The sequence below is a fragment of the Actinomycetospora sp. CA-101289 genome (assembly GCF_050955895.1).
GTDB lineage: Bacteria > Actinomycetota > Actinomycetes > Mycobacteriales > Pseudonocardiaceae > Actinomycetospora.
In genome coordinates, this window is sequence record NZ_CP192093.1 from 194,472 (window position 1) to 219,934 (window position 25,463).

Here is a 25,463-nt window from a genome sequence, read left to right on the forward strand (position 1 = left end):
ATGAGTGCCCGGACCACCGCACCGTTCCGCGCCGACCACGTCGGGAGCCTCCTGCGCCCGCCCGCCCTCAAGCAGGCGCGCGCCGACCACGCCGACGGCCGCCTGTCGGACGCCGACCTGCGCGCCGCCGAGGACGAGGCGATCCGCGACGTCGTGGCCCTGCAGGAGTCGGTGGGCCTGCAGGCGGCCACCGACGGCGAGCTGCGCCGCAACTCGTGGCACATGGACTTCCTCTACCAGCTCGACGGGGTGTCCTCCTCGAAGGACTCGTCGGTGGAGGTGGCCTTCCGCAACGCCTCGGGCGACCTGACCTTCGCGGCGATGTCCCTGGTGATCGACCAGCGGATCGGGCTGTCGACCACGATCTTCGGCGACGCGTTCTCGATGCTCGCGTCCACGGTCACCACCGCGGTGCCGAAGCTGACGATCCCCTCGCCGTCGATGCTGCACTACCGCCTCGGCGGGGCCCCGGTGCACGAGGGCTCCCCGTACCAGGACCCCGACGAGTTCTGGAACGACCTCGCGGCCGCCTACCGGTCGGAGGTCTCGCGGCTCTACGACCAGGGCGTCCGCTACCTGCAGCTCGACGACACCTCGCTGGCGTACCTCAACGACCCCGCCCAGCGGGAGTCGATGGCGGCGCGCGGCGAGGACGCCGACCACATGCACGTCCGCTACGTCGACACGATCAACGAGGTGCTGCGCGACCGCCCGTCGGACCTGCGGGTGACGACGCACATGTGCCGCGGCAACTACCGCTCGTCCTGGGCGGCCGAGGGCGGCTACGACCACGTGGCCGAGAAGGTGTTCGGCGGCCTGGAGATCGACGGCTTCTTCTGCGAGTACGACGACGCCCGCTCCGGCGACTTCTCGCCCCTGCGCTTCCTGCCCCGCGGCGACCAGCAGGTGGTGCTCGGGCTCGTGACCACCAAGACCGGCCAGCTCGAGGACCCGGACACCCTCAAGCGCCGGATCGAGGAGGCGACGAAGTACGTGCCGATCGAGCAGCTCTGCCTGTCGCCGCAGTGCGGGTTCTCCTCCACGGTCGAGGGCAACGACCTCACCGCCGACCAGCAGCGCGCCAAGCTCGAACTGATCGTCTCCGTCGCGAACGACGTCTGGGGCTGAGGGGCTCGCTCGCCTTCGGGCCCACCTGGAACGAACGAACGGCGCTCTCGCTGCTTCCGATGCAGCAGGAGCGCCGTTCGTGTTTCGAGGCCGGCGACCGAACGCCAGGACGTGTCCGCTGTCCGGACGAGCGTGCGCCTGAGCGCTGCACGCCGGCATCCCCAACCCCGCCCGCCGTCCCCAGGGCGCCACGTCGGGCTCCCGTCGCACGCCGCAGCGGCGCGACGCTCCGTCCGTGCCACGACGACCCCGCCGGCAGGGACCGACCGCGAACGAGCTCGTCGTCATGGCCCCGTTGCGGGTCGTCGCCGTCGCGGACCTCGTCACCGCCGGTCTGTCCTCGTCCACGGTGGCCCGGCGCATCCGGCGCCGCCTCTGGCAACGCCCCGCACGTGGGGTCGCGCTGTTGCACAGCGGCCCGGCGACCCGGGATCAGCTCGTCCACGTCGCGCTCGTGTACGCCCGACCCGACGGTGTGATCACCGGTGTCGAGGCCGCTCGCCGTCACGGCTTGCGTCGGCTCCCGGCTTCGGACGAGATCCACGTCCTCGTCGAGGAGGACCGGCGCCTCACGTCGTCGGGCCTGATCGTCATCGAGCGCACCGAGCGTCTCCCGACGCCGATCGTCCGCGACGGTGTCCCGGTGGTGCCCCTCGAACGCGCGGTCGTCGATGCGCTCCGGCGCTCGTCCGACCGTGACGAGGTGCGGGCCCTCGTCGCGGAGGTGATCGGTTCCCGGCGGACGACCGTGCAGCGATTGCGGGACGAGCTCGAGGCCGGGAACCAGCGCGGGAGCGGTCTCGTGCGTGAGGTCCTGGTCGAGGTCGAGGACGGCATCCGCTCGGCCGCCGAGGGATGGGCCCGCGAGCTCCACGCGACGAGCGACCTCCCGCCGGTGTTGTGGAACCCGACCGTGCGTCGGCCGGACGGCCGGCTGCTGGGGAGGCCGGACGCGTGGTTCGACGACGTCGGGCTCGCGTGGGAGATCGACTCGCTCGAGTTCCACCCGGAGGGCGACGACGCCACGGCCCGCCGGCGTGCCGACTTCGTCGCCGCGGGCGCCCTCGTCGTGCACCACCGCCCGCGGCTGTTGCGCGTCGAGCCGCAGCGGGTGATCGAGGAAGTCTGGAGCCACTACCTGCTGGCGGCCTCGCGTCCTCGGCCGCTGCTCATGGTCACCCCGTCCTTGCGGGCCGCATAGCCCGCTCGCAGGACTCCCTACGGCCGACTGCGACTCGCCCCGCAGAACGAACGGCGCTCTCGCTGCTTCGGAAGCAGCGAGAGCGCCGTTCGTTCGGTCTGGGCGCGGGCGATGACCCGGCGAGCGAGCGAGGCGAGACGAGCTCTCAGACCCCGTACCGCGCCGCGAGCTGGCCTCGGCAGATGCTGGTGTTCGCGTCCACGCCCACCTGGTACGAGCGCGCCTTGCGCAGGTGCAGCGGCAGGGCCTCGACGCCCACGGTGGCGCCGGTGGGGTCGACGACGAGCGGCGCGGCGTCGTCATCCGGGATCCCCAGCTCCCGGCGCCTCGCCCGCAGCCGGCGGAGGTCGTCCGACGGCGGCGCGTCGCCCAGCGTCATCGCCGCGACCTGCTCGGGCGTCGCGCCGTCGCGCACGATCGGGCGGACGACCAGGTCGGTGCCCGCCATGAGCGCGCGCTCGGTGAAGTTGCGGCGCAGGTCGTCGAGCTCGTCCACCGCCTCCCCGACCTCCGAGCCGGCCATCGAGGTCACGAAACCCGCCCGGGCGGCGACGCCGGCGTTGATCGCGTCGGACGCGAAGTGGTCGATCAGCTCGACCTCGGCGCGCACGACACCGTCGACCGCCGACACCGCGTCGTGCGCGTCGGCGACCATGAGGAACGCGAAGTTCGGGGCACAGAAGTACGTGGGCAGGCGCAGCGAGACGGACGCGACACCGTCGGACACCGAGCACGACCCGACGAAGTCCAGCGAGACCACGTCGGTGTCGAGCTCGGGGTCGCGGACGGTCCGCAGCGCCTCCCACACCCCGGCCACCAGCGAGGTGGCCGGGGAGTCGGAGAGCACCGTCATGCCTGCGCCACCGCCCGGTCCTCGACCAGCTCGGCGTCGTCGGACGACGCCGGCGCGCTGGCGTCCGCGGACAGCTGGCACTCCGCCGGCACGGGGATGTCGTAGAGCCGGGCCGCGTTGAGGCCGAGGATCTTCTTCTTCCCGTCGACGCCGAGGCGGGGGTAGTCGTCGTACTCGTGGCCCTCGGGGTAGTCCCAGTCGACGAGGCCCTCGACCTGCCACTTCGGTTCCCAGATGTTGTAGTCCGAGCCGAAGGTCATCTTGTCCTCGCCGACCCAGAACAGCAGCTCGCCCATGACCTTCGCGAAGAAGCGGGGCCGGGCGTGCATGAGGCCGCCGAGCACGACCGAGAGGCCGGCGTAGACGTTGGGCTCCTGCGTCGCCATGAAGCAGAAGTCCTCGATGCGGGGCAGCCCGACGTGCTCCACGACGAAGTTGAGGTCCTGGAAGTCGGTGGCGGCGTGGTCGACGTCGGAGACGTCGAACGCGTCCTTGTCCAGCGGCCAGATGGTCGGGCCCTTGTGGACGTGGATGTTGCGGATCCCGAGCTCCTGCGCGCGCTCCAGGAACCGGTAGCACTCCGGGTCGGAGAGCTTGAACCCGCGCGAGTCGCCGTTCCACTCCGCGGTGTAGAGCTTCGCGCCCAGCGGCTGGTAGCGCTCGACGTTGGCCTCGAACTCGCGCATGCCGGCGTCGCCGTCACGCGGGTCGAAGCGCGTGTTCACGCGGAACTTCTCGGGGTGCTTCTTCGCCAGCTCGCCGTTGCGCTCGCTGGTGTTGAAGCCGTTCTTGTACCACTCGCGCAGGTAGGTCGACTGGAAGATCGCGACGTCGACGTGGCCCTCGTCGAAGACCTCGCGCATCAGCTGCTCTTCGGAGACCTTCTGGAAGTCCTCGATGGTCTGGTGCGTCTCGGCCGGGCCCAGCGACTGGTACGCGTGGAAGCACTCGATCCAGCCCTTGGCGTACTGCTCCGCACCGGGCACCCAGTTCTCCGGCGACGCGTCCCAGTAGTGCATGTGGGAATCGACGACGAAGTACTTCTCGCCATTCTTCTCGTACACGGATTGTCCTCCCGAACGGTGGTGGATGGAGGGATGACTAGGGGACGAGGATGCCGCGGCCGCGGATGCGACCGTTCTCGAGATCCGCGATCGCGGTGTGCACGTCGTCCAGGGAATACGTCTGCGTGTGGAGCGTGACGAGGCCGCGCTGCGCGAGGTTCATCAGCTCAGCGAGGTCGTTGTGGGTGCCGACGAGATTGCCGATCACGTTGATCTCGCGGGACACGATCTGGATGGTGTCGAGGTCCAGCGCGCCGCCGTAGCCGATGACGAAGTGCGACCCGCCGTTGCGCAGCAGCGACGGGGCCTGCTTCTCCGCCCCGCCCTCGCCGACGAAGTCGAGCACCACCTGCGCGCCGCCGTGCGAGATCTCGGCGACCTGGTCGACCTGCGACCCGTCGGCGAGCACGGTGTGGTGCGCGCCGATCTGCTCGGCGAGCTCCAGCGCCTCCGGGTTCGGGTCGACCACGGTGATCTCGGTGGCGGTGAGCGCGGCCAGCGACTGGATGCCGATGTGCCCGAGCCCGCCGGCGCCGACCACGACGCAGTGGGTGCCGGGGTGGAGCAGCGGCATCGCCTTGCGCACCGCGTGGTACGCGGTGATCCCGGCGTCGGCCAGCGCGGCGACGTCCTGCGGGTTCGTCCCGTCCTCGAGCTCGATGCAGGCCCGGTCGTGCGTGTGCAGGTACTCGGCCATCCCCCCGTCGCTGTCGATGCCGGGGAACGTCGAGTCTGCGCAGTGCATGTCGTCGCCCGCGCGGCACGCGTGGCAGAGCCCGCAGGTGGGCGTCGGGTGCAGGATCACCGTGTCGCCGACGGCGACGTTGGTGACCGCCGAGCCGACCTCGCTGACCCAGCCCGCGTTCTCGTGGCCGATCGTGTACGGCAGTGCGACGCCGGAGATCTCGGCCCACTGGCCCTCGATGATGTGCAGGTCGGTGCGGCACAGCCCCGCGCCGCCGATCTTGACGATGACGTCGTGCGGGCCCTGGATCGTCGGTTCGGGCACCTCCTCGAGCTGCGGCGGCTCGTGGTAGGCGTGTACCCGGACGGCTCGCACCGGTGGACCTCCTGCGTGGTGGTGGCGTGTTCCACACGCGGTCCACATCACACGTGATGCATCCATGGTGGGCAAGGCCACGGATTCCACCGATCGCCGAAACAGGCAGAACAGACGTCCTCCAGCGCCGCGTTAGGGTCGGGATCATGCGCATCGTCATCGCCGGGGGACACGGGAAGATCGCGCTGCTGCTCGAGCGCCGGGCCGCGGCGCGCGGTGACGCCACCGGCGCGATCATCCGGGATCCCGCCCAGTCCGACGACGTCCGCGAGGCCGGCGGGGAGCCCGTGGTGGCCGACCTCGAGGCGGTCGACGCGGGCGAGCTCGCGACGCACCTGACCGGCGCGGACGCCGTCGTGTTCGCGGCCGGCGCGGGCCCCGGCAGCACCGCCGAGCGCAAGGACACCGTCGACCGCGACGCCGCCCTGCTGCTCGCCGACGCCGCGGCCGCCGCCGGCGTCCGGCGCTACCTGCTCGTCTCGGCGATGAACGTCGACAGCCCGCCCGCCCCCGAGGACGACGACTCGATCTGGGCGCACTACCTGCGCGCCAAGAAGGCGGCCGAGGACGCGCTGCGCGCCCGGGACGACCTCGACCTGACGATCGTGCGGCCCGGGCGTCTCACCGACGAGCCGGGCACCGGCCTCGTGCGGCTCGGGCCCGTCGGCGGCGAGCCGCCCGTCGGCTACGGCGAGATCCCCCGCGAGGACGTCGCCGCCGTCCTGCTCGCCCTGCTCGACGCGCCCGCCTCGGCCGGCGCGGTGCTCGACCTCATCGGCGGCACCGTGCCGCCGGCCGAGGCCGTCGCCGCCCTGACCCCCTGACCCTGGCCCCCTGACCGGACCTCCTCACGGCGTGAGCCCGGCGTCGCGCGCCCAGCCGCGGGCGACGTCGCGGGCGTCGCGGCCCTCGACGGTGATCCGCCGGTCCAGCTCGCGGACCACGTCGTCGGTGAGCCGGCTCGTGAGCGCCCCGAGCACCGCCGCGACCTGCGGGTGCGCCGCGTAGAGCGACGTGCGCACCACCGGTGCGGCGCCCCCGCGCCCCGGTCCCGGAGCGCCGTCCACACCGCGCCCGAACCCGCCCCGGTCGTCCTCGAGGGCGACGAGCCCGAGCGCGGGGATGCGTCCGGACGTCCCGGGCACGAGGCCCGCGGTGCACCGGCCCCGCGCGGTCTCCGCGAGCACCGCGCCGGGGTCGAGCGGGCGCACGACCGCGGGGTCGACGCCGTAGGTCGCGAGCAGCCCGCCGAGCCCCCGCGGGTCCGTGGCCGCACCGGGTGGCGCGCACAGCACCGCCCAGGGGCGCGCCACCAGGTCGGAGACGGTGCGCACCCCGCCCGCGGCCACGGGACCGCCGACCACGAGCGCGTCGGTGTCGGCGAACGCGGTCGGTGCGAGCCAGGTGACGCCCTGCGCGGCGTCCGCGGCGGCGATCGCGGCGAACGGCGCGGGCCGGTCGGGGCCCCCGTCGAGGTCCCGGTCGGCGCGCCCGACGTAGGCCCAGCCGAGGTCGACCGTGCTGCGCGCGGGGAGGCGGACGTCGACCGCGCCGAGCTTGCCGCACTGCTCGGTGGCCTCGGCGCCGGCGGCCTGCACGACGGCGACCGCGAGGTGGCAGAGCAGGACGAGCTGGTCGGTGGGCCCGCCGGCGACGACGTAGCGCGCGCCGTGCAGGTCGGCCGCGGGCACCGGGCGCGGCGGCGGGGCCGTGCAGGCGCCCACCAGCAGCGCGGCCCCCACGAGCACGGCCGTCACGAGCGAGCACCCACGCACGACCGGGATCGTCCCCGACCGCCGCGAGCCGCCGTCAGGCACCTACCCGATGAGCCCCTGCTCCCGCAGGAAGGACCGGGCGACCTCGTCGGGGTCGCGGCCGCCCGCGGACACGCGCTCGTTGAGCTGGCGCATCACGGGCTCGGTGAGCGTCGGGGCGACCATGCGGCCCAGCAGCGCGAGACGCGGGGTGCGGGCGACGACGTCGCTGCGCGCGGTGAGCGCCGCGTTGTAGGGCAGGAAGTAGCCGCGGTCGTCGACGAGGGTCGAGAGGCGCAGCGGGTTGATCCGCCCGTCGGTGGCGAACACCTCGCCGAACGTGCACGGGTTCGCGGCGGCGATCGCCGCGTAGATCTCGTCGATCTCGCGGGTGTCCAGCGCCTGGTCGCCCAGGGTGATGTCGTACGTCGAGAGCAGGCCCTGGAGGCCGTCCTCGCGCCCGGTGAACTCCTGGTCCACGCAGAGCGTCGCCTCGGGCGAGCCGGTGCGCACGAGCGCGGCGAGGTCGCTGATCGTGCGGATGCGCAGGCGCTGCGCGGTGTCGGTGCGCACGCCCATCGCGTAGGTGTTGTTGAACGGGGTGCGGTCGAACCAGGTGACCTGGTTGCCGACGTCGGCGGCCTTGACCGCGTCGTAGAGCACGGTGGGGTCCGCGATCGTGGACTCCTGCGACAGGTAGGTCCGCCACGCGGTGCCGGTGTACTCCCAGTACATGTCGATCTGGCCCGAGGTCAGGGCCGCTCGCACGTTGGCGGAGCCCTTCGTGTCGCACCGGTCGATCGCCGTCGCCCCCGTCGACTGGAGCAGGGCGATCGTCATCTTGCAGAGGACGATCTGCTCGGCGAACTCCTTGCCGCCGACCGTCACCGTGGTGCCGGTGAGGTCGAGCTCGCGGGCCAGGCTCCCGGGCGGGGTCAGCCGGTCGCCGTCGCCGCACCCGGCCAGGGTGAAGAGCAGCGCAGTGACCAGGGTGAGGACCAGGGAGACGGGGAGCCGGTCTCGGATCACGGGGCGGAAGGCCTTCCGAACTCGTTCGATCGATTACTGGTCGCCACCGATGAGTCCCTGCTGCCGCAGCCAGCCGTCGGCCACCTCGGCCGGGACCTCGCCCTGCGAGGCCACCCGCGCGTTGAGGTCGAGCATCACCTCGTCGGTGAGACGCGGAGTGAGCGCATCGAAGACACGGCGGACGGTCGGGTGCTGGTCGAAGACCTCCCGGCGGATCGTCGGCGACGCGTTGTACTCCGGAAAGTAGTCCCGGTCGTCCTGGAGCGTCACCAGGTCCAGCCCGCGGAGACGGCCGTCGGTGGTGAACACCTCGCCGAAGTGGCACGGATTCCCGCTCGCCGCGGCCCGGTAGACGTCGTCCATCGCCACGGTGGTGAGCTGCGGCGGCCCGGTCGGCGGATCGGTGACCCCGTAGGTGCGGAAGAGCCCGGCGACGCCGTCGCCACCGGTGGCGAACCCGGACTCGACGCACGTGGTGGCGAGCGGGTTCCCGCTGTTGACGAAGTTGGCCCAGTCGCTGAGCGTGCGCAGGCCGTTCTGCTGTGCGAAGGCCCGCGTCGTCGCGATGCCGTAGGTGTCGTCGAAGGGCGCGGGCGGCAGCCACACGACGCCGTTCCGCTCCAGGTCCTGGTCACGCACCCCGATGTACTGCTGCTCCGGGTCCTGGATCGGGCTCGTGTTCCCGAGGTGGCTGATCCATCCCGTGCTCGTGTACTCCCAGTACAGGTCGACGCGGCCGCCGAGCAGGGCACCCCGGACGTCCGGCGAGTCCTCGGTGTCGCACCGGTCCACCGCCGCCGCACCGGTCGACCGGAGCAGGGCGATCGTCATCTGGCAGAGGATCAGCTGCTCGACGAAGCCCTTGCTGCCGACGGTGAAGGTGGCCCCGGTGAGGTCGACCTCGCGGGCGACGCTGCCGGGCGGGGTGGGGCGGTCCTCCCCGCCGCAGCCGGCCAGCATCGTCACGGCGGCCAGCGTCGCCGCCACGACGCGCAGGGTGCGCGACGTGCGGGATCGGGTGGGCTGTCCGGAGGAACGACGCTCCCCGGTCCGGCGGTCGGTGCTCATCCGCACAGTCTTCCTCGCCCCCTCACGCACGACCGCCCCGGTGCCGACGTGTCGGCACCGGGGCGGTGTGGGCCTACCCGGAGGTAGGAGTGGTGCTTACTGGCCGATCAGGCCCTGGCTCTTGAGCCAGTTGCGGGCCACCAGGTCAGGGTCCTGCCCCTCCGAGGAGATCTGGCCGGTGAGGCGGAGCTCGGTGTCGAAGTCCAGGCGTCGGGCGATCTCGTTCGACAGCTGGACGATCTGCGGGTTCCGGTCGACGACATCACGGCGGATGTTGTTCGACGCGTTGTACTTCGGGAAGTAGTTCCGGTCGTCCTCCAGCGACACCAGCCGCAGGCCGGGGATGCGGCCGTCGGTGGTGAAGACCTCCCCGAACTTGCAGGGGTTGCCGTTGGCGGTGGCCTGGTAGATCGCCCCGGTGTCGAGGGTGACGACCTGCGGCGGGGACGCGAGCGGTGCGGTGATGCCGTAGGTCTGGCGCAGGCCGGGCAGGCCGTCCGGACGCACCGCGAACTCGGACTCCACACACAACGTCGCGTCCGGGTTGCCGGAGTTGACGAAGTTGGCGAAGTCCGTGGTCGTGCGCAGGTTGTTCTGCTGGGCGAAGGCCTGGGTCGTGGCGATCGCGTAGGTGTTGTTGAACGGCGTCGGCTCGGTCCAGACGATGTTGTTCCGCTGCAGGTCCATGTCGCGCACCGCGATGTACTGGGCCTGCGAGTCCTGGATCGGCGGGCTCTGCTGGAGGTCGGTCACCCAGCCGGTACCGGTGTAGGACCAGTACATGTCGATGTCACCGCTGAGGATCGCGGTGCGGGCGGCGGCGGAGCCGGGGATGTTGCAGCGGTCCTCGGCCTGACCGCCGACCGACTGGATGGCGGCGATCTGCATCTTGCAGAGCAGCAGCTGCTCGTCGAAGTTCTTGCCGCCGACGGTGTAGGTCTGGCCGGACAGGTTGATGCCGCTCGCGGACAGGCTGCCGGCCGACGCCGCCGGAGCACCGCTGCCCGAGAGGCCACCACACCCGGCTGCCACGAGGGCGGTCGCCGCGAGCAGCACCGCCGACACCCGCCACCGGGCGCGGCCGGGGCGCAGCTCGCCGCGCCGGGGAATCCACTTCACAGTCGTTCTCCTTCTCCTCGGTGGAACCGGGCCGGCAACGCTCGGGACCGGTCGGGGGAATCCAGGGGGCGCCGGCCAGCTAGCCGGAGCGGGCGACGACGACGCGCTCGACGATGCCGGCCAGCCAGTCGACGATCAGGGCGAGGGCGGCGACCAGGGTCCCGCCGATCACCAGGACCGGGAAGCGGTTGGACGTCAGCGACTGGACGATGATGTCGCCGAGACCGCCGGCCCCGATGTAGGTGGCCAGCGTCGCGGTGCCGATGTTGAGGACGAGGGCCACCCGCATGCCGGCGATGATGACCGGCACGGCCAGGGGGATCTCGACGCGGAAGAGCGTCTGGCGGGACGACATGCCCATCCCACGCGCTGCCTCGATCAGCGAGCGGTCGACCTGCTGCAGCCCGACGACCGTGTTGCGCAGGACGGGCAGCAGCGCGGCCAGCGTGAGGGCGAGGACGGCGGTCCAGAAGCCGAAGTCGATCAGGAACGCGAGCAGCACGATCAGGCCGAACGGCGGCAGCGCCTGGGCGAACCCGCCGATGGCGAGCACCGTGCCCTGGGCCCGTCGGGCCCGGCGACGGCTGACCAGGATGCCGACCGGCACGGCGATGACGAGCACCGCGATCGTCGAGGCGACGGTCAGCGCCAGGTGCGTGCCGATCTTGCTGACGACGGTGGCGGGATCCAGCGCCTGGGTCTCGATGAAGTCCAGGGGCTGGCTGAACACCGAGACGAAGGCGATCGCGAGCCCGACGACGACGATGACCGGGTAGACGAAGAGGTCGGCGTTGTCGCGCAGGAGGGCGCGCTTGCGTCCGGAGGTCGCACCGCCGACGGCGGTGATCGCGGGGTTGCCCGCGAGCCCCGGGACGGGGTCGTGGGCGGTCACTGGCCACGCGCCCGCGTCTTGAGCCCGCCGACCAGGTCGTTCCAGTGCAGGACGCCCTGGGCCCGGCCTTCCTCGTCGACCACGGCGACCACCGAGGCGCCGCCGTCGAGCATGACGTCGACGGCGTCGTAGACCGTGCCCGAGATCGGCACCGTCACGAGGGGCATGCCCGTCGCGTCGCCGCCGGGGAGGTGGCGCCACGACACGGGCTTGCCCGAGCCGTCGACCTCGGCGACGGCGGTGCCGTTCTGGCTGCCGGCGGCCTTCTCGTCGGTCTCGATCGGGTGCAGCTCGAGGCGGGACAGCTCGAGCAGGCTCAGCCGTCGGACCGCCGCGCCGCCGCCGACGAAGTCCGACACGAAGTCGTTCGCCGGGCGGGTCAGGATCGTCTCGGGGTCGGCGTACTGCTCCAGCCGGCCGGTGGCGAACACCGCGATCTTGTCGCCGAGCTTCACGGCCTCCTGGAGGTCGTGGGTGACGAAGGCGATGGTCTTGCCGACGGTGCGCTGGATCTCCAGGAACTCGTCCTGGAGGCGGTCGCGCGTGATCGGGTCGATGGCGCCGAACGGCTCGTCCATGAGCATGACGGGCGGGTCCGCGGCGAGCGCCCGGGCGACGCCGATGCGCTGCTGCTGACCGCCGGAGAGCTGGCGCGGGTACCGGTCGCGGAACGTCGAGGGCTCGAGGCCGACGAGGTGGAGCAGCTCGTCGGCGCGCTCGCGGACGCGCTGCTTGTCCCACCCGAGCATCTTCGGGACGACGCCGATGTTGTCGGCGATCGAGAAGTGCGGGAACAGGCCGCCCTGCTGGATGACGTAGCCGATCTCGCGACGCAGCTGGTCGCCGTCGACGTTCGTGACGTCCTTGCCGTCGAGCAGGATGCGCCCGGCGCTCGGCTCGATCAGGCGGTTGATCATCTTGAGCGTCGTCGTCTTGCCGCAGCCCGAGGGCCCGATGAGCATGACGATGTCGCCCTGCTGGATGGCCAGGTCTAGCTGACTCACCGCGGGCTGGGTGCTGCCCGGGTAGATCTTCTCGACGCCCTCCAGGACGATCATGTCCGATCTCCCGGCGTCGTGCGCCGGGACGGTGGCGGTCTGGTCTGCGGTCTCAGACACGGATACCCCTGGGGATGGTCAGTCGCTGGACGATGGCGAAGAAGATCTCGAACGCCGCGGCGACGAGGAGACAGAACACGGTGCCCGTGATCACCTGCGGGAACGAGTTGGCGGAGCCGATGCGGGAGAGACCGGAGAGCACGAGCGTGCCGAGGCCGGGGCCCTGCACCAGGGCGGCGACCGTCGTGATCGCGATGGTGATGAGCGTGGTGACGCGGATGCCGTTGAGGATGATCGGCCACGCGAGCGGCAGCTGGATCGTGAGCAGCCGCCGCATGCGGCTGTACCCCAGCCCGCGTGCCGACTCCAGGACGGCCCGGTCGACCGACGTGAGGCCGGCGACGGTGTTCCGCAGGACCGTGTACAGCGAGTACACCGTCAGCACGATCACGGTGGTCGTCAGCCCGAAGCCGGTCAGCGGCAGGATGAGGACGAACAGGGCGAGCGAGGGCACGGTCAGGGCGGCCGCGGTGATGAGGAGCGAGCCCTCGCGGATCCCGACCGCGAACCAGTCGAAGCTGTAGCGCGGGGGATCGGGCTCACCCGATGAGACGATCATGCCCAGGACGATGCTGATCGCGGACCCGATGGTGACCGCGATGAGCACGACCAGGAAATGGGCCTGGGTGAGGAACAGGACCTGTTGGAGGTTCTGCGAGAGATAGGAGAAGTACTCGTTCACAAGGCTCCTTCCCGGGGAGCGGGACGGGTTCGCCAGGGCCGCTGGAACGCGGCACCCAGGGAGGTGGACAGATCCGAGGCCGCCCGCAGCACCGCGGCGCGGACCTCGTCGAGCACCGGGTCGATCCGCGACTCGGGGCCGCTGACGCCCAGGGCGGCGACGACGGTGCCGCCGCTGTCGCGGACCGGCGCGCCGAGGGACAGCAGCCCCCGGTCGGTCTCGTGACGGGCGGTCGACCACCCGCGGCGGCGCTCGTCGGCCACCCGTGACACGAGCTCGTCCAGCGAGCGGGGGGCCGCGGGACCCGCGGGCCCGAGGCCCTCGGGCACGATGACGCGGGCGATCGCGGCGGTGTCGAGGTCGAACAGCAGTGCACGTCCGGTCGCGGTGCACGACAACGGGGCGGTGCGGCCGACCCATCCCGCGGCGCGCAGCTCGCTGTCCGGCGCGGCGGTGCTGATGGTCATGACGCTGCCGCCGCTGCGGATGCCCACGTCCACGCGCTCACCGAGCAGCGCCGCCTCGCGGGAGACGGCCGCGTCGGCCTCGTCGCGCAGGCGGCGGTCGACGGCGGTGGCGCCGATGGCGAACAGCCGCGTGCCGATGCGGTAGCGCAGGGACCCGGGCTCGCGGTCGACGTAGCCGGCGTCGGCGAGCAGCTTGAGCAGGCGCGAGACCTGCGACTTGTCCCGTCCCAGCTGGCGGGCGATCTCGACGACGCCCAGCGAGGAGGGCCCGCCGGGGGTGCCGAGCAGGTCGAGCACGTCGAGGGCGCGGTGCACCGGGCCGCTGGTCTCCTCGCGCGGGCGCCGGCCGCGGGGGGCGGGCGCGCCGAGCGTCGGGTCGAGGGCGCCGTCGCGGGGCGGGGCGGGGCTGCGCTGGGCCGGTGTGGAGGCCGGTGTGGAGGCCGGCGCGGGTGCCGAGGCGGGTGCCGGGGCCGGTGCCGCGACGTCGGGTGCGTCGGCACGGGCGCGTGGGCTCACACGACACCTCCCGTCCCGTCACCCCGCCTCGCGGTCGGCCCCGGCGGGGCGTCTGCGGCAACGGGCGTTGTCCCTGCGACAACGATTGCGGGGACAGTAGGCGGGTCGAGCGAGGTTGTCACCCCGTTGATCTGACATCCGAGGGATGTCCGGGACGCCGCCGTGGACGCCGTGGGTAGCGCCCTGGCGCTCCGCACCCGGGCACGAAACGGATCCCGGCAGCTCCGGGCCACGGACGGGACGCGAACGGCCCTCCTCGGGCACGCAGGCGTAACGGAGAGTGACCTCCGCGCGTGTCGAGATCGTGATGTGTAGAGCGTCCCCGGCTGTCGTCCGTCCGGGGGAGCGTCCGCGCCCGTCCGTCAGGTCGGGTTGGCCGCGTCCCGGGAGTCGATGGCCTGGCGCTGCGGCTCCCCGACGCCCCAGAGCCCGAGCAGCCGGTTCTCGATGCGGTCGAGCTCCGCGCCGATCGCCACGTGGGCGCTGCGCCGGCGCGAGGCGGGCATCTGCTCGGAGGCGCGCACCGCGGACTCGAGGTCGGTGAGGCGCTGCTCCGCGTCGTCGACGAACGAGGTGATCTCGCCGGCTCGCCCGCCCTGGTCGCCGCCGTGGCGGGCGCGCAGGTCGCGGGCGGACAGCGCGAGGTTGTGGATGCGCGCGTAGAGCGCCGCGCCGCGGCCGGTGAACTCGTTGAGCTCGTCGGGGGCGATGCCGAACTGGCGCGCGCGGTGCGCGTCCCAGCGGTCCCGCGCGGTGCCGACGGCCTGGTAGACGATGGGGGCCACGACCGGGATGAGGATGCGCGCGATGCCGATGTAGCGCTTGATCTTCGCGCCGGTCAGCGGGTCGGCGGCCGTGCCCTCGACGTCGTCGTCGTCGCCCTCGGGCTCGGGGCCCTTGGCCTTGCGGCGCTTCTTGACGGCCTTGAGCGCCTTCTTGTCCCCGAGCAGGACCGCTTCCTGAGCCTCGGCGAGGAGGCGCTCCGCGCGGGCCGCCTTGCGCTGCTCGGATTGGGCGGCGGCCGCGAGGGCGGCGGCCCTCGGGCTCACTACGAACACGTCGTCGGCCATCTCCAGCGCGTCCGCGGCCGTCGCGGGTCGCTCGCGTGAGCGCCGCAGCAGTCCCATGGACCCTCCCCGTCTCGTGCCGGCGCTCGTGCCCCGGGCGATCGTCGAGCACCCTAGTGGGCCGGGACGGCTCGCCGCGGGCGCGACGGGCGCCGAGTGCCCCGCCCGGAGCGGGCGCACACCCGCCGCGGCGCCGGGGGCTGTCGGGGCCGCGTGGGAAGCTCGAGGGGTGAGCACGACGACCGCCCCGGGGGCCGGCGACGCGGGCGCGCCCGTCGCCGCCCCGCGTCCGGTCCTGCTCGACGCCGCGGCCACCACGCGGTGCCGTCGCCGGGTCCACCTCGAGCACGTCCCGGTGGAGGACCTCGTGGCGGGCGCCCCGCGCGACGAGGACGCCGACCCCGGGGTCGCGATGCGCCGGGCCGACGCGACGGCGCACCGGGCGGCGCTGGCCGCGCGCTGGGCCGAGCTGCTGGGCGCGCGCTGGACGGAGGTGCCGCCGGCGAGCGGCTCGGCGGCGCGGGCGGCGGCCACGCGGGCGGTGCTCGCGGAGGCGGGGCCCGGTGTCGACGTCGTGGGCGGCGCCGAGCTGCCGGCCGCCGAGGGCCGCCGGGGTGGGGCGGAGGTGCTGGTGCGCGCCGTGCCCGGCGACCCCGCGTCCGGCTGGTGGCCGCTGATCGTCGTGCGCCACCGGGTCACCGATCCCGGCGGCGGCGCGCTCACCTCCCCGCTCGCGCAGCCCCACCCCCTGGCCGCGGCGCCCGACGCGACGCGCCGGGTCCGCACGGTCACACGCGACGTCCTGCGCCTGGCGCACCTGCACCGGATGCTGCGCGCCGCGGGCCTGGCCCCGCCCGAGGCCCCGCCCGAGGAGCCCGACGCGCCGGTGTGGGGCGGGCTCGTCGGGCTCGACGCCGACGCCGTGGTGTGGATCGACCTCGCCACGCCCTCGGGGCCGGGCGGGCGCAGCGTGCTCGAGACCTACGACCGTCGCCACGCCGACCGCCTCGCCGTCGCCGAGTCCGCCCGCACGCGGGGCCCGGTGCTCGCCGAGCCCTCGCGCATCACCGAGTGCCGCCGCTGCCCGTGGTGGCCGACGTGCGAGGCGGCGCTGCGGGCCGTCGACGACGTCAGCCTCGTGGTCCGGGGCGACGCGGCGCTGCGGCTGCGCGGCCAGGGCATCACCACGGTGCGCGAGCTCGCGGCGGTCGACCCCGCGGTCGGGCTCCCGGGCCCGGAGCCGGACGAGGGCGCCGACCCGTCCGACCGAGGGGCCGACGCGGTGCCCGACGCGCCCGACCTCGTCGAGGCGGTCGCGCTGGCGCGGGCCTGGCGCGGCGACGTCCCGCTGGTGCGCCGGGTCGCGCGGCCCACGGTCGCGCGGGGCGAGGTCGAGCTCGACGTCGACATGGAGAGCCTCGGCGAGGACGGGGCCTACCTCTGGGGCGTGCTGCTCTCGGGCGCCGACATCGGCCTCGAGCCCGGCTACCGGGCGTTCGCGACGTGGGACCCGCTGCCCACCCGCGACGAGGGCCGCTCGTTCGGCGAGTTCTGGACGTGGCTGTCCGACGTGCGCGCCCGGTGCGCCGCGCGGGGGCTCGAGCTGCGCGCCTACTGCTACAACGAGCAGGCCGAGAACCGCTGGCTGCGCGGGTCGGCCGAGCGCTTCGCCGGCATGCCCGGGGTGCCCACGGCCGACGAGGTCGAGGAGTTCATCGCCTCCGACGTGTGGATCGACCTCTTCCCCGTCGTCAGCGAATCGTTCCTCTGCCCCCACGGCAAGGGCCTCAAGCGGGTCGCGCCGTCGGCGGGCTTCTCGTGGCACGACCCCGAGGCCGGCGGCGAGAACTCCATGCGCTGGTACCGCGAGGCGGTCGGCCTCGACGGCGGCGAGCCGGACCCCGCCCAGCGCGAGCGGCTGCTCGTCTACAACGCCGACGACGTCCGGGCGACGTGGACGCTGCGCACGTGGCTCACCTCGCCCCGGGTGCTCGAGGTGCCCCACATCGACGACCTCTAGCGGGGCTGCATCCGCAGCGCGCCGTCGAAGCGGATGACGTCGCCGTTGAGGTAGTCGTGCTCGACGATCATGGCCACCAGCTGGGCGTACTCGTCGGGCTTGCCCAGGCGCTGCGGGAACGGGATGCCGGCCGCCAGCTGCTCGCGGAACGACTCCTCGACGCCCGCGAGCATCGGGGTGTCGATGATCCCGGGCGCGATCGTCATGACGCGGATGCCGTACTGGGCGAGGTCGCGCGCCGCCGGCACGGTCATGCCCACGACGCCGCCCTTCGAGGCGGAGTAGGCGATCTGCCCGACCTGGCCCTCGAACGCGGCGACCGAGGCGGTGTTGACGACGACGCCGCGGGCACCGTCGGCCAGCGGCTCAGTCTGCGCGACGGCCTCGGCGGCCAGGCGCATCACGTTGAACGTGCCGATGAGGTTCACGCCGATGACCTGCTGGAACGTGCCCAGGTCGTGCGGGCCCTTCTTCGACAGGACGCGCCCGGGGGTGCCGATGCCCGCGCAGTTGACCACCACGCGCAGCGGCAGCCCCGTGTTCACGGCCACCTCGACCGCCACGGCCACGTCGTCGCCGTCGGTCACGTCGGCGCCGACGTACTCGACGCCGTCCAGGGGCTCGGCGCCGTCGACGGCCTTCGGCAGGTCGATGGCGATGACGCGTGCCCCGTCCGCGGCGAGCCGGCGCACGGTGGCGCCGCCGAGGCCGGAGGCCCCGCCGGTGACGATCGCGGCGACGTCGGTGGTGTCCATGCGCTGCAGTGCTCCTCGGGACGCGGCGGGTGGTGACGCTCGGTCGGGCGGCTGCCCGGCGGGGAGGCTATCGCCGACGAGCCCGCCGGTCAGCGCTGACCGTTCGCGTCACACCGCGCGGTCAGCGGCGCGTGATCCCGAGCTGGAGGTCGTCGAGGTAGCGCGCGGCGAAGCCCGCCTCGGAGTAGGCGAGGTAGAAGTCCCACATCCGCACGAACGTCTCGTCGAACCCGAGCGCCCGGACCTCGGGCTCCCGCGCCAGGAACGTCCCGCGCCAGCGGCGCAGCGTCTCGGCGTAGTCGGGCCCGATGGAGCGGCGCTCCACGACCTCCATGGTCGTGTGCTCGGCGAGCGTGTGCTCGATCGCCTCGATGCTGGGGATGAGCCCGCCCGGGAAGATGTACTTGTGGATCCAGGTGTACGAGGACTTCGTCGCCTGGAGCCGGTGGTCGGGCATCGTGATCGACTGCAGGCCGAAGCGGCCGCCGGGCGCGAGCAGCCGGTCGACGGTGCGGAAGTACTCGGGCCAGAAGCGCTCGCCCACCGCCTCGATCATCTCCACGCTGACGACCGCGTCGTACTCGCCGGTCGCCTCGCGGTAGTCGCGCACGGCGATGGTGATCCGGTCGGAGACGCCGGCCGCCTCGGCGCGGGCGCGGGCGAGCTCGGCCTGCTCCACCGACAGCGTCAGCGTCGTGACGCGGGCGCCCCGCTGCGCGGCGCGGATGGCCGTCTCGCCCCAGCCGGTGCCGATCTCGAGGACCTGGCTCCCGGCGCGGACGCCGGCCAGGTCGAGCACCCCGTCGATCTTGCGGTGCTGGGCGTCGACCAGCGGCTCCTGCGGGCGTGACGGGTCGAACCAGGCCGCCGAGTACATCATCGACTCGTCGAGGAACAGGGAGAACAGGTCGTTCGACAGGTCGTAGTGGCGGTGCACGTTCTCCCGCGACACGGTCGCGTCGGCGGCGACCTCCTCGTGCGGCTGCCCCCGGTCGTAGACCCGGCGCAGGTTGCGCACCGGGCGGGGCACGAGCTGCTCGACGTGGTCGGTGAGGCAGCGCAGCACGCCGACGAGGTCGTCGGTGTCCCAGTCGCCGACCATCCAGCCCTCGCCGAACCCGATCAGGCCGTGGAGGCCGAGGCGGGTGAAGAACGCCTCCGGCCGGATGATGCGCAGACCGGGGCCGCGGGGGTCGCCCTCGACCGACCCGTCCGGCCACACGAGGTGCAGCGGCAGGCGCCGCACCGCCGCCCGCACGAGGGTGCGGGCCACCGTCCGGCGCAGCAGGCTCTCCCCGGGGTCCTGCAGCCCCGGCCAGACACCCTCGGCGGGCTGGGGGACCACACGACGGGGTCCGGTGACCCGGGAGCTGGTGGAGGAGGTCGGTGACACGTCGCTGTCCTCTCGTCCGCGGCCGGGTGCTCGACCGCCTGGGCGCCTGCGCAGCGCCATGTGCGCCACGCTCGCTGCGTCCTTCGTCCTCGAGGCCCGAGGTGTTCGACGTGTTTCGCGCGGATCACGTCGGGAACCGCCGGAGCGAGGGCCCGCGACGATCACTCACGGCCCCGGCCGGTGCGTTACCGTGCGGCACCTGCCGAGGTCGGACGGTGACCGTGCGGCACCGGCACGGCCGCGGAGGAAGGTGCGATGGGCGTCCCCGAGCAGCTGCGCCGGCTCGACGAGGACCTGGCCACCGGCCGCGTCGACGCCGAGTCCTACCGGCGACGACGCGACGAGCTCCTCGCCGCCCGGCTGCCCGCGCCACCCCCGCCCGTCGAGCCCCGGGCCGATCCCTCGCCGGACGACGCCGACCTGGACGACAGCGAGCTCGACGCCGCCGAGCGCGAGCTCGGCTTCGGTCCCGAGTTCGACGAGCCCTACCCGGCGACCCCCACGGACGCGCCGTCGACGCCGCCGACCCGGGCCCCGGCCGCTCCGGCGACCCCGGCCGTGACCCCGCCGCCGCCCGCGGAGTCCCCGCGTCCACTCGCCGGCGCCCGCGTCGAGACCGGGCCGCCCGCGGACAGCGCGCCCGTTCCCGAGGCGCCGGCCGAGGTCGTGGCGGAGACCGTCGAGACCGCCGAGGACTCCGACCCCCCGGAGCCCGACCCCGCCCCGCCGGTGGAGGACACGACGACGGCGGAGGACGCGCCCGCCGAGGACGTCCCGGTGGAGGTCGCGCGGGCCGAGGTCACCCCGTCCACCACCCCGCCCCCCGACGACGACCCCGACGCCGCCCACCCCCGCGGCATCCCCGTCCCACCGCCGCCGGCGGACGCACCGCCGCTGCCGGGCACGTCGGCCGCGCCCGGTCTGCGCCCGCCCCCGCCCCCCGAGGACGACGACGCGGCCGAGACCGACGAGCGCCCGCTGCCCGCCGACCCGTTCCCGCCGCCGTTCCGCTGGTCGTCACCCGACGAGACCGGCGACCCCGACGGCGAGGCGTCGCCGGACACCACGCAGGTCGTGCGCGGCGCCCCCGGCCCGGCGGCGGACCGCACCCAGGTGGTGGCGACCGGTCGGGCGCCCGAGGAGACGCAGGTCGTGCCGGCGCGGGTCGCGTCGACCCGGTCCGGGCCGCCGCCCCCGCCGCAGGGCCCCGGCCGCACGCCCGGCCGCCCGCCGGTCCGGCCGCCGCCGGAGCGCACGCAGTTCGTGCCCGGCGCGGTGCCGGCCCGGGCCGCGAGGGGCGGGGTGGCGCGCCCCGAGGAGACGGCTCCGCCGTGGGCGGCCGCTGCGGCGCGCTCCGAGGGCCTGCAGGGACGCGAGCTGTTCGCCCGCGGATCGGGCCCGCGGGCGGGCGCGATCCTCGGCACGGTGGCGGTGCTGCTGCTCGTGGTGCTCGTGCTGGTGGTGTCGTTCGCCCTGGCCTGAGCGGGCGTCACTAGGCTCGCCCCCGTGGCGACGATGGTCAGCTTCCACGCTCACCCCGACGACGAGTGCATCGCGTGCGGCGGTGTCATGCGCGCGGCCGCGGACGCGGGGCACCGCGTGGTGCTGGTGGTCGCCACCCGCGGCGAGCACGGCGAGATCGTGCCCGGCGTCCTGGACGACGGCGAGACGCTGGCCGACCGGCGGGTCCGCGAGACGCACGCGGCCGCCGAGGTGCTCGGGATCGCCCGCGTGGAGTTCCTCGGCTACGTCGACTCCGGCATGGTCGACACCGAGACCAACGGCGCGCCCGGCTCGTTCTGGTCCGCCGACGTCGACGAGGCCGCCCAGCGGCTCGCGGCGATCCTGCGCGAGGAGGACGCCGACGTCCTCACCTGCTACGACCGCATCGGCGGCTACGGCCACCCCGACCACATCCAGGTCCACCGCGTCGGCCTGCGCGCCGGGGAGCTCGCCGGCACGCCGCGGGTCTACGAGGCGACCCAGAACCGCGACGAGTTCCGCCGCATGGTCGCGATGGCGCGCGAGGTCGGCGAGGACGCCCCGGACCTCGACCCCGAGGGCTTCGGGTCGCCCGAGGCGGAGCTGACCACCCGCGTCGACGTCACCCCGTGGCTGGACGCCAAGCGCGCGGCGATGCGGGCGCACCGCAGCCAGATCGCCGACGACTCCTTCTTCCTCACGCTCGACGACGCGCGGTTCGCGCTGGCGTTCGGCACCGAGTGGTTCATCCGCGTCGGCGGCGACCCCGCGCAGCGGGAGGACACCCTCTTCCCCGTCTGACCCTCGCTATGCCCCTCGCGCTGCGCACCCCGCGGAGGCCAGGGTGGGCGACGTGGAACGAGGACGGCGCCTGCTGGCGGACCCGCAGCACACCAAGGGCACCGCGTTCACCGACGCCGAGCGGCGGCGCCTCGGTCTGCTCGGCCTCCTGCCCGCGGGGGTGCAGACGCTCGAGGAGCAGGTCGGCCGGTGCTGGTCGGAGGTGCAGCGCCTCGCCAGCGACCTCGACCGCTACGTCTACCTCCGCTCGCTGCAGGACCGCAACGAGCGACTGTTCTACTCCGTGCTCGCCGCGCACGTGGCGGAGTCGATGCCGCTGGTCTACACGCCGACCGTGGCCGAGGGCTGCCGGCGGTTCTCCGAGATCTGGCGCCGCCCGCGCGGGCTGTACCTGTCGTGGCCCGACCGCGAGCACCTGCGCGAGGCGCTGCGGAACCGGCCGCACGCCGAGGTCGACGTCATCGTCGTCACCGACGGCCAGCGCATCCTCGGCATCGGCGACCAGGGCGTCGGCGGCATGGGCATCCCGATCGGGAAGCTGTCGCTCTACACGCTGATCGGCGGCATCGCGCCGGCGCGCACGCTGCCGATCCTGCTCGACGTCGGCACCGACAACGCCGAGCTGCTCGAGGACCCCTTCTACCTGGGCTGGCGCCACCACCGCATCGACGACGACGCCTACACCGAGTTCGTCGACCGGTTCGTCGAGGCCGTGCGCGCGGAGCTGCCCGACGTCCTGCTGCAGTGGGAGGACTTCGCGACGCCGCACGCGCTGCCGATCCTGCAGCGCTACCGCGACCGGCTGCTGACGTTCAACGACGACATCCAGGGCACCGCCGCGGTCGCCCTCGGCGCGCTGCGCGGGGCGACGGCCGTGGCGGGCACGCGGCTCCGCGACCAGCACGTGGTGATGCTCGGCGCGGGCTCCGCCGGCGTCGGGGTGATGGAGATGGTCGCCCAGCAGATGGTCGACGAGGGCCTGTCGGAGACCGAGGCCCTCGCGCGCTGCTGGCTCGTGGACGTCCGCGGCCTGCTCACCGCCGACCGCGAGGACCTCTCCGACGCCCAGCGCCGCTTCGCCACCGACCCCGCCGCGGTGGCGGACTGGGGTCCCGGTGCCGACGGGGGGCTCCCGCAGCTGCGCGACGTCGTCGAGCACGTGACGGTCGGTGTCCTGCTCGGTCTGTCGACCGCGGCCGGCGCCTTCACCGAGGAGATCGTCCGGACGATGGCGGCCAAGGTCGACCGGCCGATCGTCTTCCCGCTGTCCAACCCCACGGCCAACGCCGAGGCCCGGCCCGCCGAGATCGACGCCTGGACCGACGGGCGGGCCCTCATCGCCACCGGCTCGCCGTTCACGCCGCTGCGTCGTGGCGACCGCGACGTCCCCGTGGCGCAGTGCAACAACGTCTACGTCTTCCCGGCGATGGGCCTCGCCGTCACCGCCGCGCACGCCACGCGCGTCACCGACGCGATGATGCGCGCCGCCGCGGGCGCGCTCGGGGCCGCCTCGCCGGCCCTGCGCGACGGCGACGCGCCGCTGCTGCCGCCGTGGGCGCAGGTCCGCGAGCTCGCCGAGGACATGGCCGTGGCGGTGGGGCTGCAGGCGGTCGCCGACGGGGTCGCGCCGCGGCGCACCGAGGCCGAGCTGCGCGAGGCGGTGCGGGCGACGCGCTGGGAGCCCGGCTACGACGAGCCGTAGGTCCCCGTGGTGATATGGACGCCGACACCGGACGCGCGAGGGCCGGAGCCGGCGGAGGGGGAGGACCTGACGTGGCCACCGGCCTCGACCAGTCCGTGGAGGGACCGGCCCGGGACGTCCCGACCGTCCCCGACGAGCCCGACGCGACGCCTCGCCGGCGCTGGTGGGACGGGCGCACGGCCCTCGTCGCGGCCGGCGGCGGCCTGCTCGGCGCGCTGCTGTTCCTCGTCGCGTACCGGGGCATGCCCGACGACTCCTACATCACGCTCGACTACGCGCGGAACGTCGTCGAGCACGGCCACTGGGGCCTCACCCCGTTCCGGGACGCGAACTCCGCCACCTCGCCGCTGAACGTCTGGCTGCTCATCGGCGGCATCCTCGTGTCCGGCCGCCCGGTCGTCGCCGTGGGTCTGGTGCTCGTCGCGACCACCGCCCTCACCGCGGTCTGGGCCGCGCAGCTGGGACGGTCGGTGGGCGTCCGGCCCCCGCTCGTCGCCGGGCTCACCGTCGGCCTGCTCGTCACCTCGCCGATCTTCGCCTCCGTCGTCGGCATGGAGTCGTTCCTCGTCGCGGCCACGCTCGTCGGCGTCGCGCGCTACGCCGCGGACCGCCGTGCCGTGGCGGCCGGGATCCTCACGGGCCTCGCGGTGCTGACGCGCCCCGACCTGGTGCTGCCCGCGGTGGTCCTCGTCGCCGTGCTCTTCCTCGCGCAGGCGCCGCGTCCGTGGTTGCGGGCGCTGCTGGCGGTGGGCGTCGGCGCGGCGGTGACGCTGCCGTGGCACATCTGGTCGTGGTTCGTGCTGGGCAGCTTCGTGCCCGACAGCCTCATCATCAAGACCGGCGGCGCCTTCCCCGGTGGCGAGGTCTTCGGCAACGGCCCGCTGTTCATGGCCGAGCGGTGGCCGATCCCGATGCTCGTGGTCGGCGTGGTGGCCGGTGTCGGCGTCGTGTCGATCGTGGCGTCCGCCGTGCGCTGGGCGCGCGGGGCGGACCGCTTGCTCGACCGCGTCGTCGTCGCCGCTGGGCTCGCCGCGGCCGCGCACTACGGGGCCTACGCGGCGATGGGCGTCTCGTCCTACATCTGGTACTACTGCCCGTCGCTCGCGCTGCTGACGCTGTGCGCCGCGGTGGGCGCCGCGGACCTGCGGGCGCGCGTGACCGGGGCCGTCGTCACCGGGCTCGCCCTCGTCGCCGGCGTCGGTGTCGGGAACCAGGTGGCCCTGGGCGTCCCGTGGCCGCACCCGTCGATCTTCGGCAACTGGGCCAGCGCGGCCGACTACCTGAACGCGGGCCGCGAGCTCGGACGGGCGCTGCCCCCGGGCCAGAGCGTCCTGGCGCCCGGCGAGATCGGCACCCTGGCCTACGGGTGCGGCTGCGACATCGTCGACCAGTTCAGCGACCGGGCCCGGCTCATGGCGATCGTCGACGCGCGGGTGGCCGAGGCCGGTCCCGTCGGGGCCGCCCTGCTGCGGCTGAACTTCCTGCACGCGGAGCGCGGGCCGCTCGAGGCGCCCGACCACATCCTGACCTACCGGGTGGGCCCCGGTCCGGGCTGGCCCACCTACGTCCTCGGACGCGGCGCCGGGCACCTGGTCCTGGAGTAGAGGGGTTCAGCCCTCGAGGATGTAGCCGCGCCCGCGCACGGTGCGGATGCGCTCGGCCCCGAGCTTGCGGCGCAGGTAGCCGATGTAGACCTCGACGATGTTCGAGGTCGGCGGCCCGCCCCACACGCGGGTGACCAGCTGCTCCTGCGACATCGCCTGCCCGCGCGGGTGGCGGATGAGGGCGTCGACCACGGCGTACTCGGTGCGCGAGAGGCTCACCGGCTTGCTCTCGACGAACACCTGCTCGAGCGCGGTGTCGACCATGATCTCGCCGCGGCGCAGGAAGAGCTGGGCGGTGGGGCGGTCGTCGCCGAGGCGCAGGCGCAGGCGGGCGAGCAGCTCCTCCATCGGGAACGGCGTCACCAGGTAGTCGTCCTGCGTCGCGCGCAGGGTCGACACTGTGCGGTCGCGGGCCTCGGGGCTGGTCAGCGCGATGACCGGGGTGCGGGGGCTGTCGCGGTGGAGGTCCGCGAGGACCTCGACCGGCCGCAGCCCGGGCATCTCGATGTCGAGCACCACCGCCCGCGCCCCGCTGGCCCGTGCGGTCGCCCCGACGCTCCAGCTCTCGCGCAGCAACTGGGGCTCGAAGCCGTGGGACCGCAACGTGCCCACCAGGACGCTCGTTGTGCGGTGGGAGGGGGCCACGCACAGCACGCGGCCCCGCTCCGCGCCCGCATAACGATCAGGT

At 73.9% G+C, this 25,463-nt stretch carries 23 protein-coding genes; 8 read left to right on the forward strand and 15 right to left on the reverse strand.

The window, feature by feature from the left end; translation table 11 throughout:
• Positions 1 to 1,128 carry a 5-methyltetrahydropteroyltriglutamate--homocysteine S-methyltransferase gene (locus tag ACQPX6_RS00925; RefSeq protein ID WP_433784812.1) on the forward strand — a complete coding sequence of 376 codons (1,128 nt, stop codon included), beginning with the start codon at positions 1 to 3 and terminating at the stop codon, positions 1,126 to 1,128.
• A 235-nt stretch (positions 1,129 to 1,363) separates the two neighbouring features.
• A complete protein-coding gene (locus ACQPX6_RS00930; RefSeq protein WP_433784813.1) occupies positions 1,364 to 2,329 on the forward strand; it encodes a hypothetical protein in 966 nt (321 codons plus the stop codon).
• Positions 2,330 to 2,474: 145 nt separating this feature from the next.
• Here ACQPX6_RS00930 and ACQPX6_RS00935 read toward each other — a convergent pair whose 3' ends face one another.
• Genes ACQPX6_RS00935 through ACQPX6_RS00945 form a run of 3 tightly spaced genes read right to left on the reverse strand, consistent with a single transcriptional unit; the run spans position 2,475 to position 5,306 of the window.
• Positions 2,475 to 3,182: an iron-sulfur cluster assembly protein gene (locus tag ACQPX6_RS00935; RefSeq protein ID WP_433784814.1), complete on the reverse strand. Its 708-nt coding sequence runs from the start codon at positions 3,180 to 3,182 to the stop codon at positions 2,475 to 2,477.
• Complete coding sequence (locus tag ACQPX6_RS00940) at positions 3,179 to 4,246, reverse strand: amidohydrolase family protein (protein WP_433784815.1); 1,068 nt, start codon at positions 4,244 to 4,246, stop codon at positions 3,179 to 3,181. Before ACQPX6_RS00940 ends, ACQPX6_RS00935 begins: the two co-directional genes overlap by 4 nt.
• 37 nt (positions 4,247 to 4,283) lie before the next feature.
• Positions 4,284 to 5,306: an NAD(P)-dependent alcohol dehydrogenase gene (locus tag ACQPX6_RS00945; protein ID WP_433784817.1), complete on the reverse strand. Its 1,023-nt coding sequence runs from the start codon at positions 5,304 to 5,306 to the stop codon at positions 4,284 to 4,286.
• Positions 5,307 to 5,452: 146 nt separating this feature from the next.
• On the opposite strand from ACQPX6_RS00945, the gene ACQPX6_RS00950 reads away from it, so the two are divergent.
• Positions 5,453 to 6,130: an NAD(P)H-binding protein gene (locus ACQPX6_RS00950; RefSeq protein WP_433784818.1), complete on the forward strand. Its 678-nt coding sequence runs from the start codon at positions 5,453 to 5,455 to the stop codon at positions 6,128 to 6,130.
• A 24-nt stretch (positions 6,131 to 6,154) separates the two neighbouring features.
• On the opposite strand, the gene ACQPX6_RS00955 is transcribed toward ACQPX6_RS00950, so the two are convergent.
• From ACQPX6_RS00955 to ACQPX6_RS00995, 9 genes are all read right to left on the reverse strand, one after another.
• On the reverse strand, positions 6,155 to 7,063 hold the full coding sequence (locus ACQPX6_RS00955; RefSeq protein ID WP_433784819.1) for a glycine betaine ABC transporter substrate-binding protein: 909 nt from the start codon (positions 7,061 to 7,063) through the stop codon (positions 6,155 to 6,157).
• A 60-nt stretch (positions 7,064 to 7,123) separates the two neighbouring features.
• Positions 7,124 to 8,089, reverse strand: a complete 966-nt coding sequence (locus ACQPX6_RS00960) for a glycine betaine ABC transporter substrate-binding protein (RefSeq protein WP_433784821.1) — start codon at positions 8,087 to 8,089, stop codon at positions 7,124 to 7,126.
• Positions 8,090 to 8,122: 33 nt separating this feature from the next.
• Positions 8,123 to 9,076 (reverse strand): glycine betaine ABC transporter substrate-binding protein, encoded by a 954-nt coding sequence (locus ACQPX6_RS00965; RefSeq protein WP_433784822.1) that lies wholly within the window; start codon positions 9,074 to 9,076, stop codon positions 8,123 to 8,125.
• A 177-nt stretch (positions 9,077 to 9,253) separates the two neighbouring features.
• A complete protein-coding gene (locus ACQPX6_RS00970) occupies positions 9,254 to 10,276 on the reverse strand; it encodes a glycine betaine ABC transporter substrate-binding protein (RefSeq protein ID WP_433784823.1) in 1,023 nt (340 codons plus the stop codon).
• Between the two features lie 79 nt (positions 10,277 to 10,355).
• Positions 10,356 to 11,168: an ABC transporter permease gene (locus ACQPX6_RS00975; RefSeq protein WP_433784825.1), complete on the reverse strand. Its 813-nt coding sequence runs from the start codon at positions 11,166 to 11,168 to the stop codon at positions 10,356 to 10,358.
• Positions 11,165 to 12,226, reverse strand: a complete 1,062-nt coding sequence (locus ACQPX6_RS00980; protein ID WP_433788414.1) for an ABC transporter ATP-binding protein — start codon at positions 12,224 to 12,226, stop codon at positions 11,165 to 11,167. Before ACQPX6_RS00980 ends, ACQPX6_RS00975 begins: the two co-directional genes overlap by 4 nt.
• 52 nt (positions 12,227 to 12,278) lie before the next feature.
• A complete protein-coding gene (locus tag ACQPX6_RS00985) occupies positions 12,279 to 12,968 on the reverse strand; it encodes an ABC transporter permease (protein WP_433784826.1) in 690 nt (229 codons plus the stop codon).
• Entirely contained in the window at positions 12,965 to 13,951 is a 987-nt protein-coding gene (locus ACQPX6_RS00990) for an IclR family transcriptional regulator (protein ID WP_433784827.1), read from the reverse strand. The genes ACQPX6_RS00985 and ACQPX6_RS00990 overlap by 4 nt, the downstream gene beginning before the upstream one ends.
• A gap of 362 nt (positions 13,952 to 14,313) precedes the next feature.
• A complete protein-coding gene (locus ACQPX6_RS00995) occupies positions 14,314 to 15,078 on the reverse strand; it encodes a DUF6474 family protein (protein WP_433784828.1) in 765 nt (254 codons plus the stop codon).
• Positions 15,079 to 15,313: 235 nt separating this feature from the next.
• Here ACQPX6_RS00995 and ACQPX6_RS01000 point away from each other — a divergent pair, with 235 nt between their 5' ends.
• Positions 15,314 to 17,038, forward strand: a complete 1,725-nt coding sequence (locus tag ACQPX6_RS01000) for a TM0106 family RecB-like putative nuclease (RefSeq protein WP_433788415.1) — start codon at positions 15,314 to 15,316, stop codon at positions 17,036 to 17,038.
• Here the strand turns inward: ACQPX6_RS01000 and ACQPX6_RS01005 are convergent.
• Complete coding sequence (locus ACQPX6_RS01005) at positions 17,035 to 17,793, reverse strand: SDR family NAD(P)-dependent oxidoreductase (protein WP_433784829.1); 759 nt, start codon at positions 17,791 to 17,793, stop codon at positions 17,035 to 17,037. The two genes, ACQPX6_RS01000 and ACQPX6_RS01005, sit on opposite strands and share 4 nt — an antisense overlap.
• Before the next feature lie 121 nt (positions 17,794 to 17,914).
• A complete protein-coding gene (locus ACQPX6_RS01010) occupies positions 17,915 to 19,186 on the reverse strand; it encodes a class I SAM-dependent methyltransferase (protein ID WP_433784830.1) in 1,272 nt (423 codons plus the stop codon).
• A gap of 255 nt (positions 19,187 to 19,441) precedes the next feature.
• On the opposite strand from ACQPX6_RS01010, the gene ACQPX6_RS01015 reads away from it, so the two are divergent.
• The 4 genes from ACQPX6_RS01015 to ACQPX6_RS01030 all read left to right on the forward strand — a co-directional run bounded on the left by ACQPX6_RS01015 (position 19,442) and on the right by ACQPX6_RS01030 (position 24,775).
• Positions 19,442 to 20,668: a hypothetical protein gene (locus tag ACQPX6_RS01015; RefSeq protein ID WP_433784832.1), complete on the forward strand. Its 1,227-nt coding sequence runs from the start codon at positions 19,442 to 19,444 to the stop codon at positions 20,666 to 20,668.
• Positions 20,669 to 20,692: 24 nt separating this feature from the next.
• Entirely contained in the window at positions 20,693 to 21,469 is a 777-nt protein-coding gene (locus tag ACQPX6_RS01020) for a PIG-L family deacetylase (protein ID WP_433784833.1), read from the forward strand.
• Positions 21,470 to 21,521: 52 nt separating this feature from the next.
• Positions 21,522 to 23,171 carry an NAD-dependent malic enzyme gene (locus tag ACQPX6_RS01025; RefSeq protein ID WP_433784834.1) on the forward strand — a complete coding sequence of 550 codons (1,650 nt, stop codon included), beginning with the start codon at positions 21,522 to 21,524 and terminating at the stop codon, positions 23,169 to 23,171.
• A 71-nt stretch (positions 23,172 to 23,242) separates the two neighbouring features.
• Positions 23,243 to 24,775, forward strand: a complete 1,533-nt coding sequence (locus tag ACQPX6_RS01030) for a hypothetical protein (RefSeq protein WP_433784836.1) — start codon at positions 23,243 to 23,245, stop codon at positions 24,773 to 24,775.
• Positions 24,776 to 24,781: 6 nt separating this feature from the next.
• Here the strand turns inward: ACQPX6_RS01030 and ACQPX6_RS01035 are convergent, their stop codons facing one another.
• The gene (locus ACQPX6_RS01035; RefSeq protein WP_433784837.1) at positions 24,782 to 25,387 is read right to left on the reverse strand and encodes a response regulator transcription factor; all 606 of its coding nucleotides are present in this window, start codon (positions 25,385 to 25,387) and stop codon (positions 24,782 to 24,784) included.
• Positions 25,388 to 25,463 lie beyond the last annotated feature (76 nt).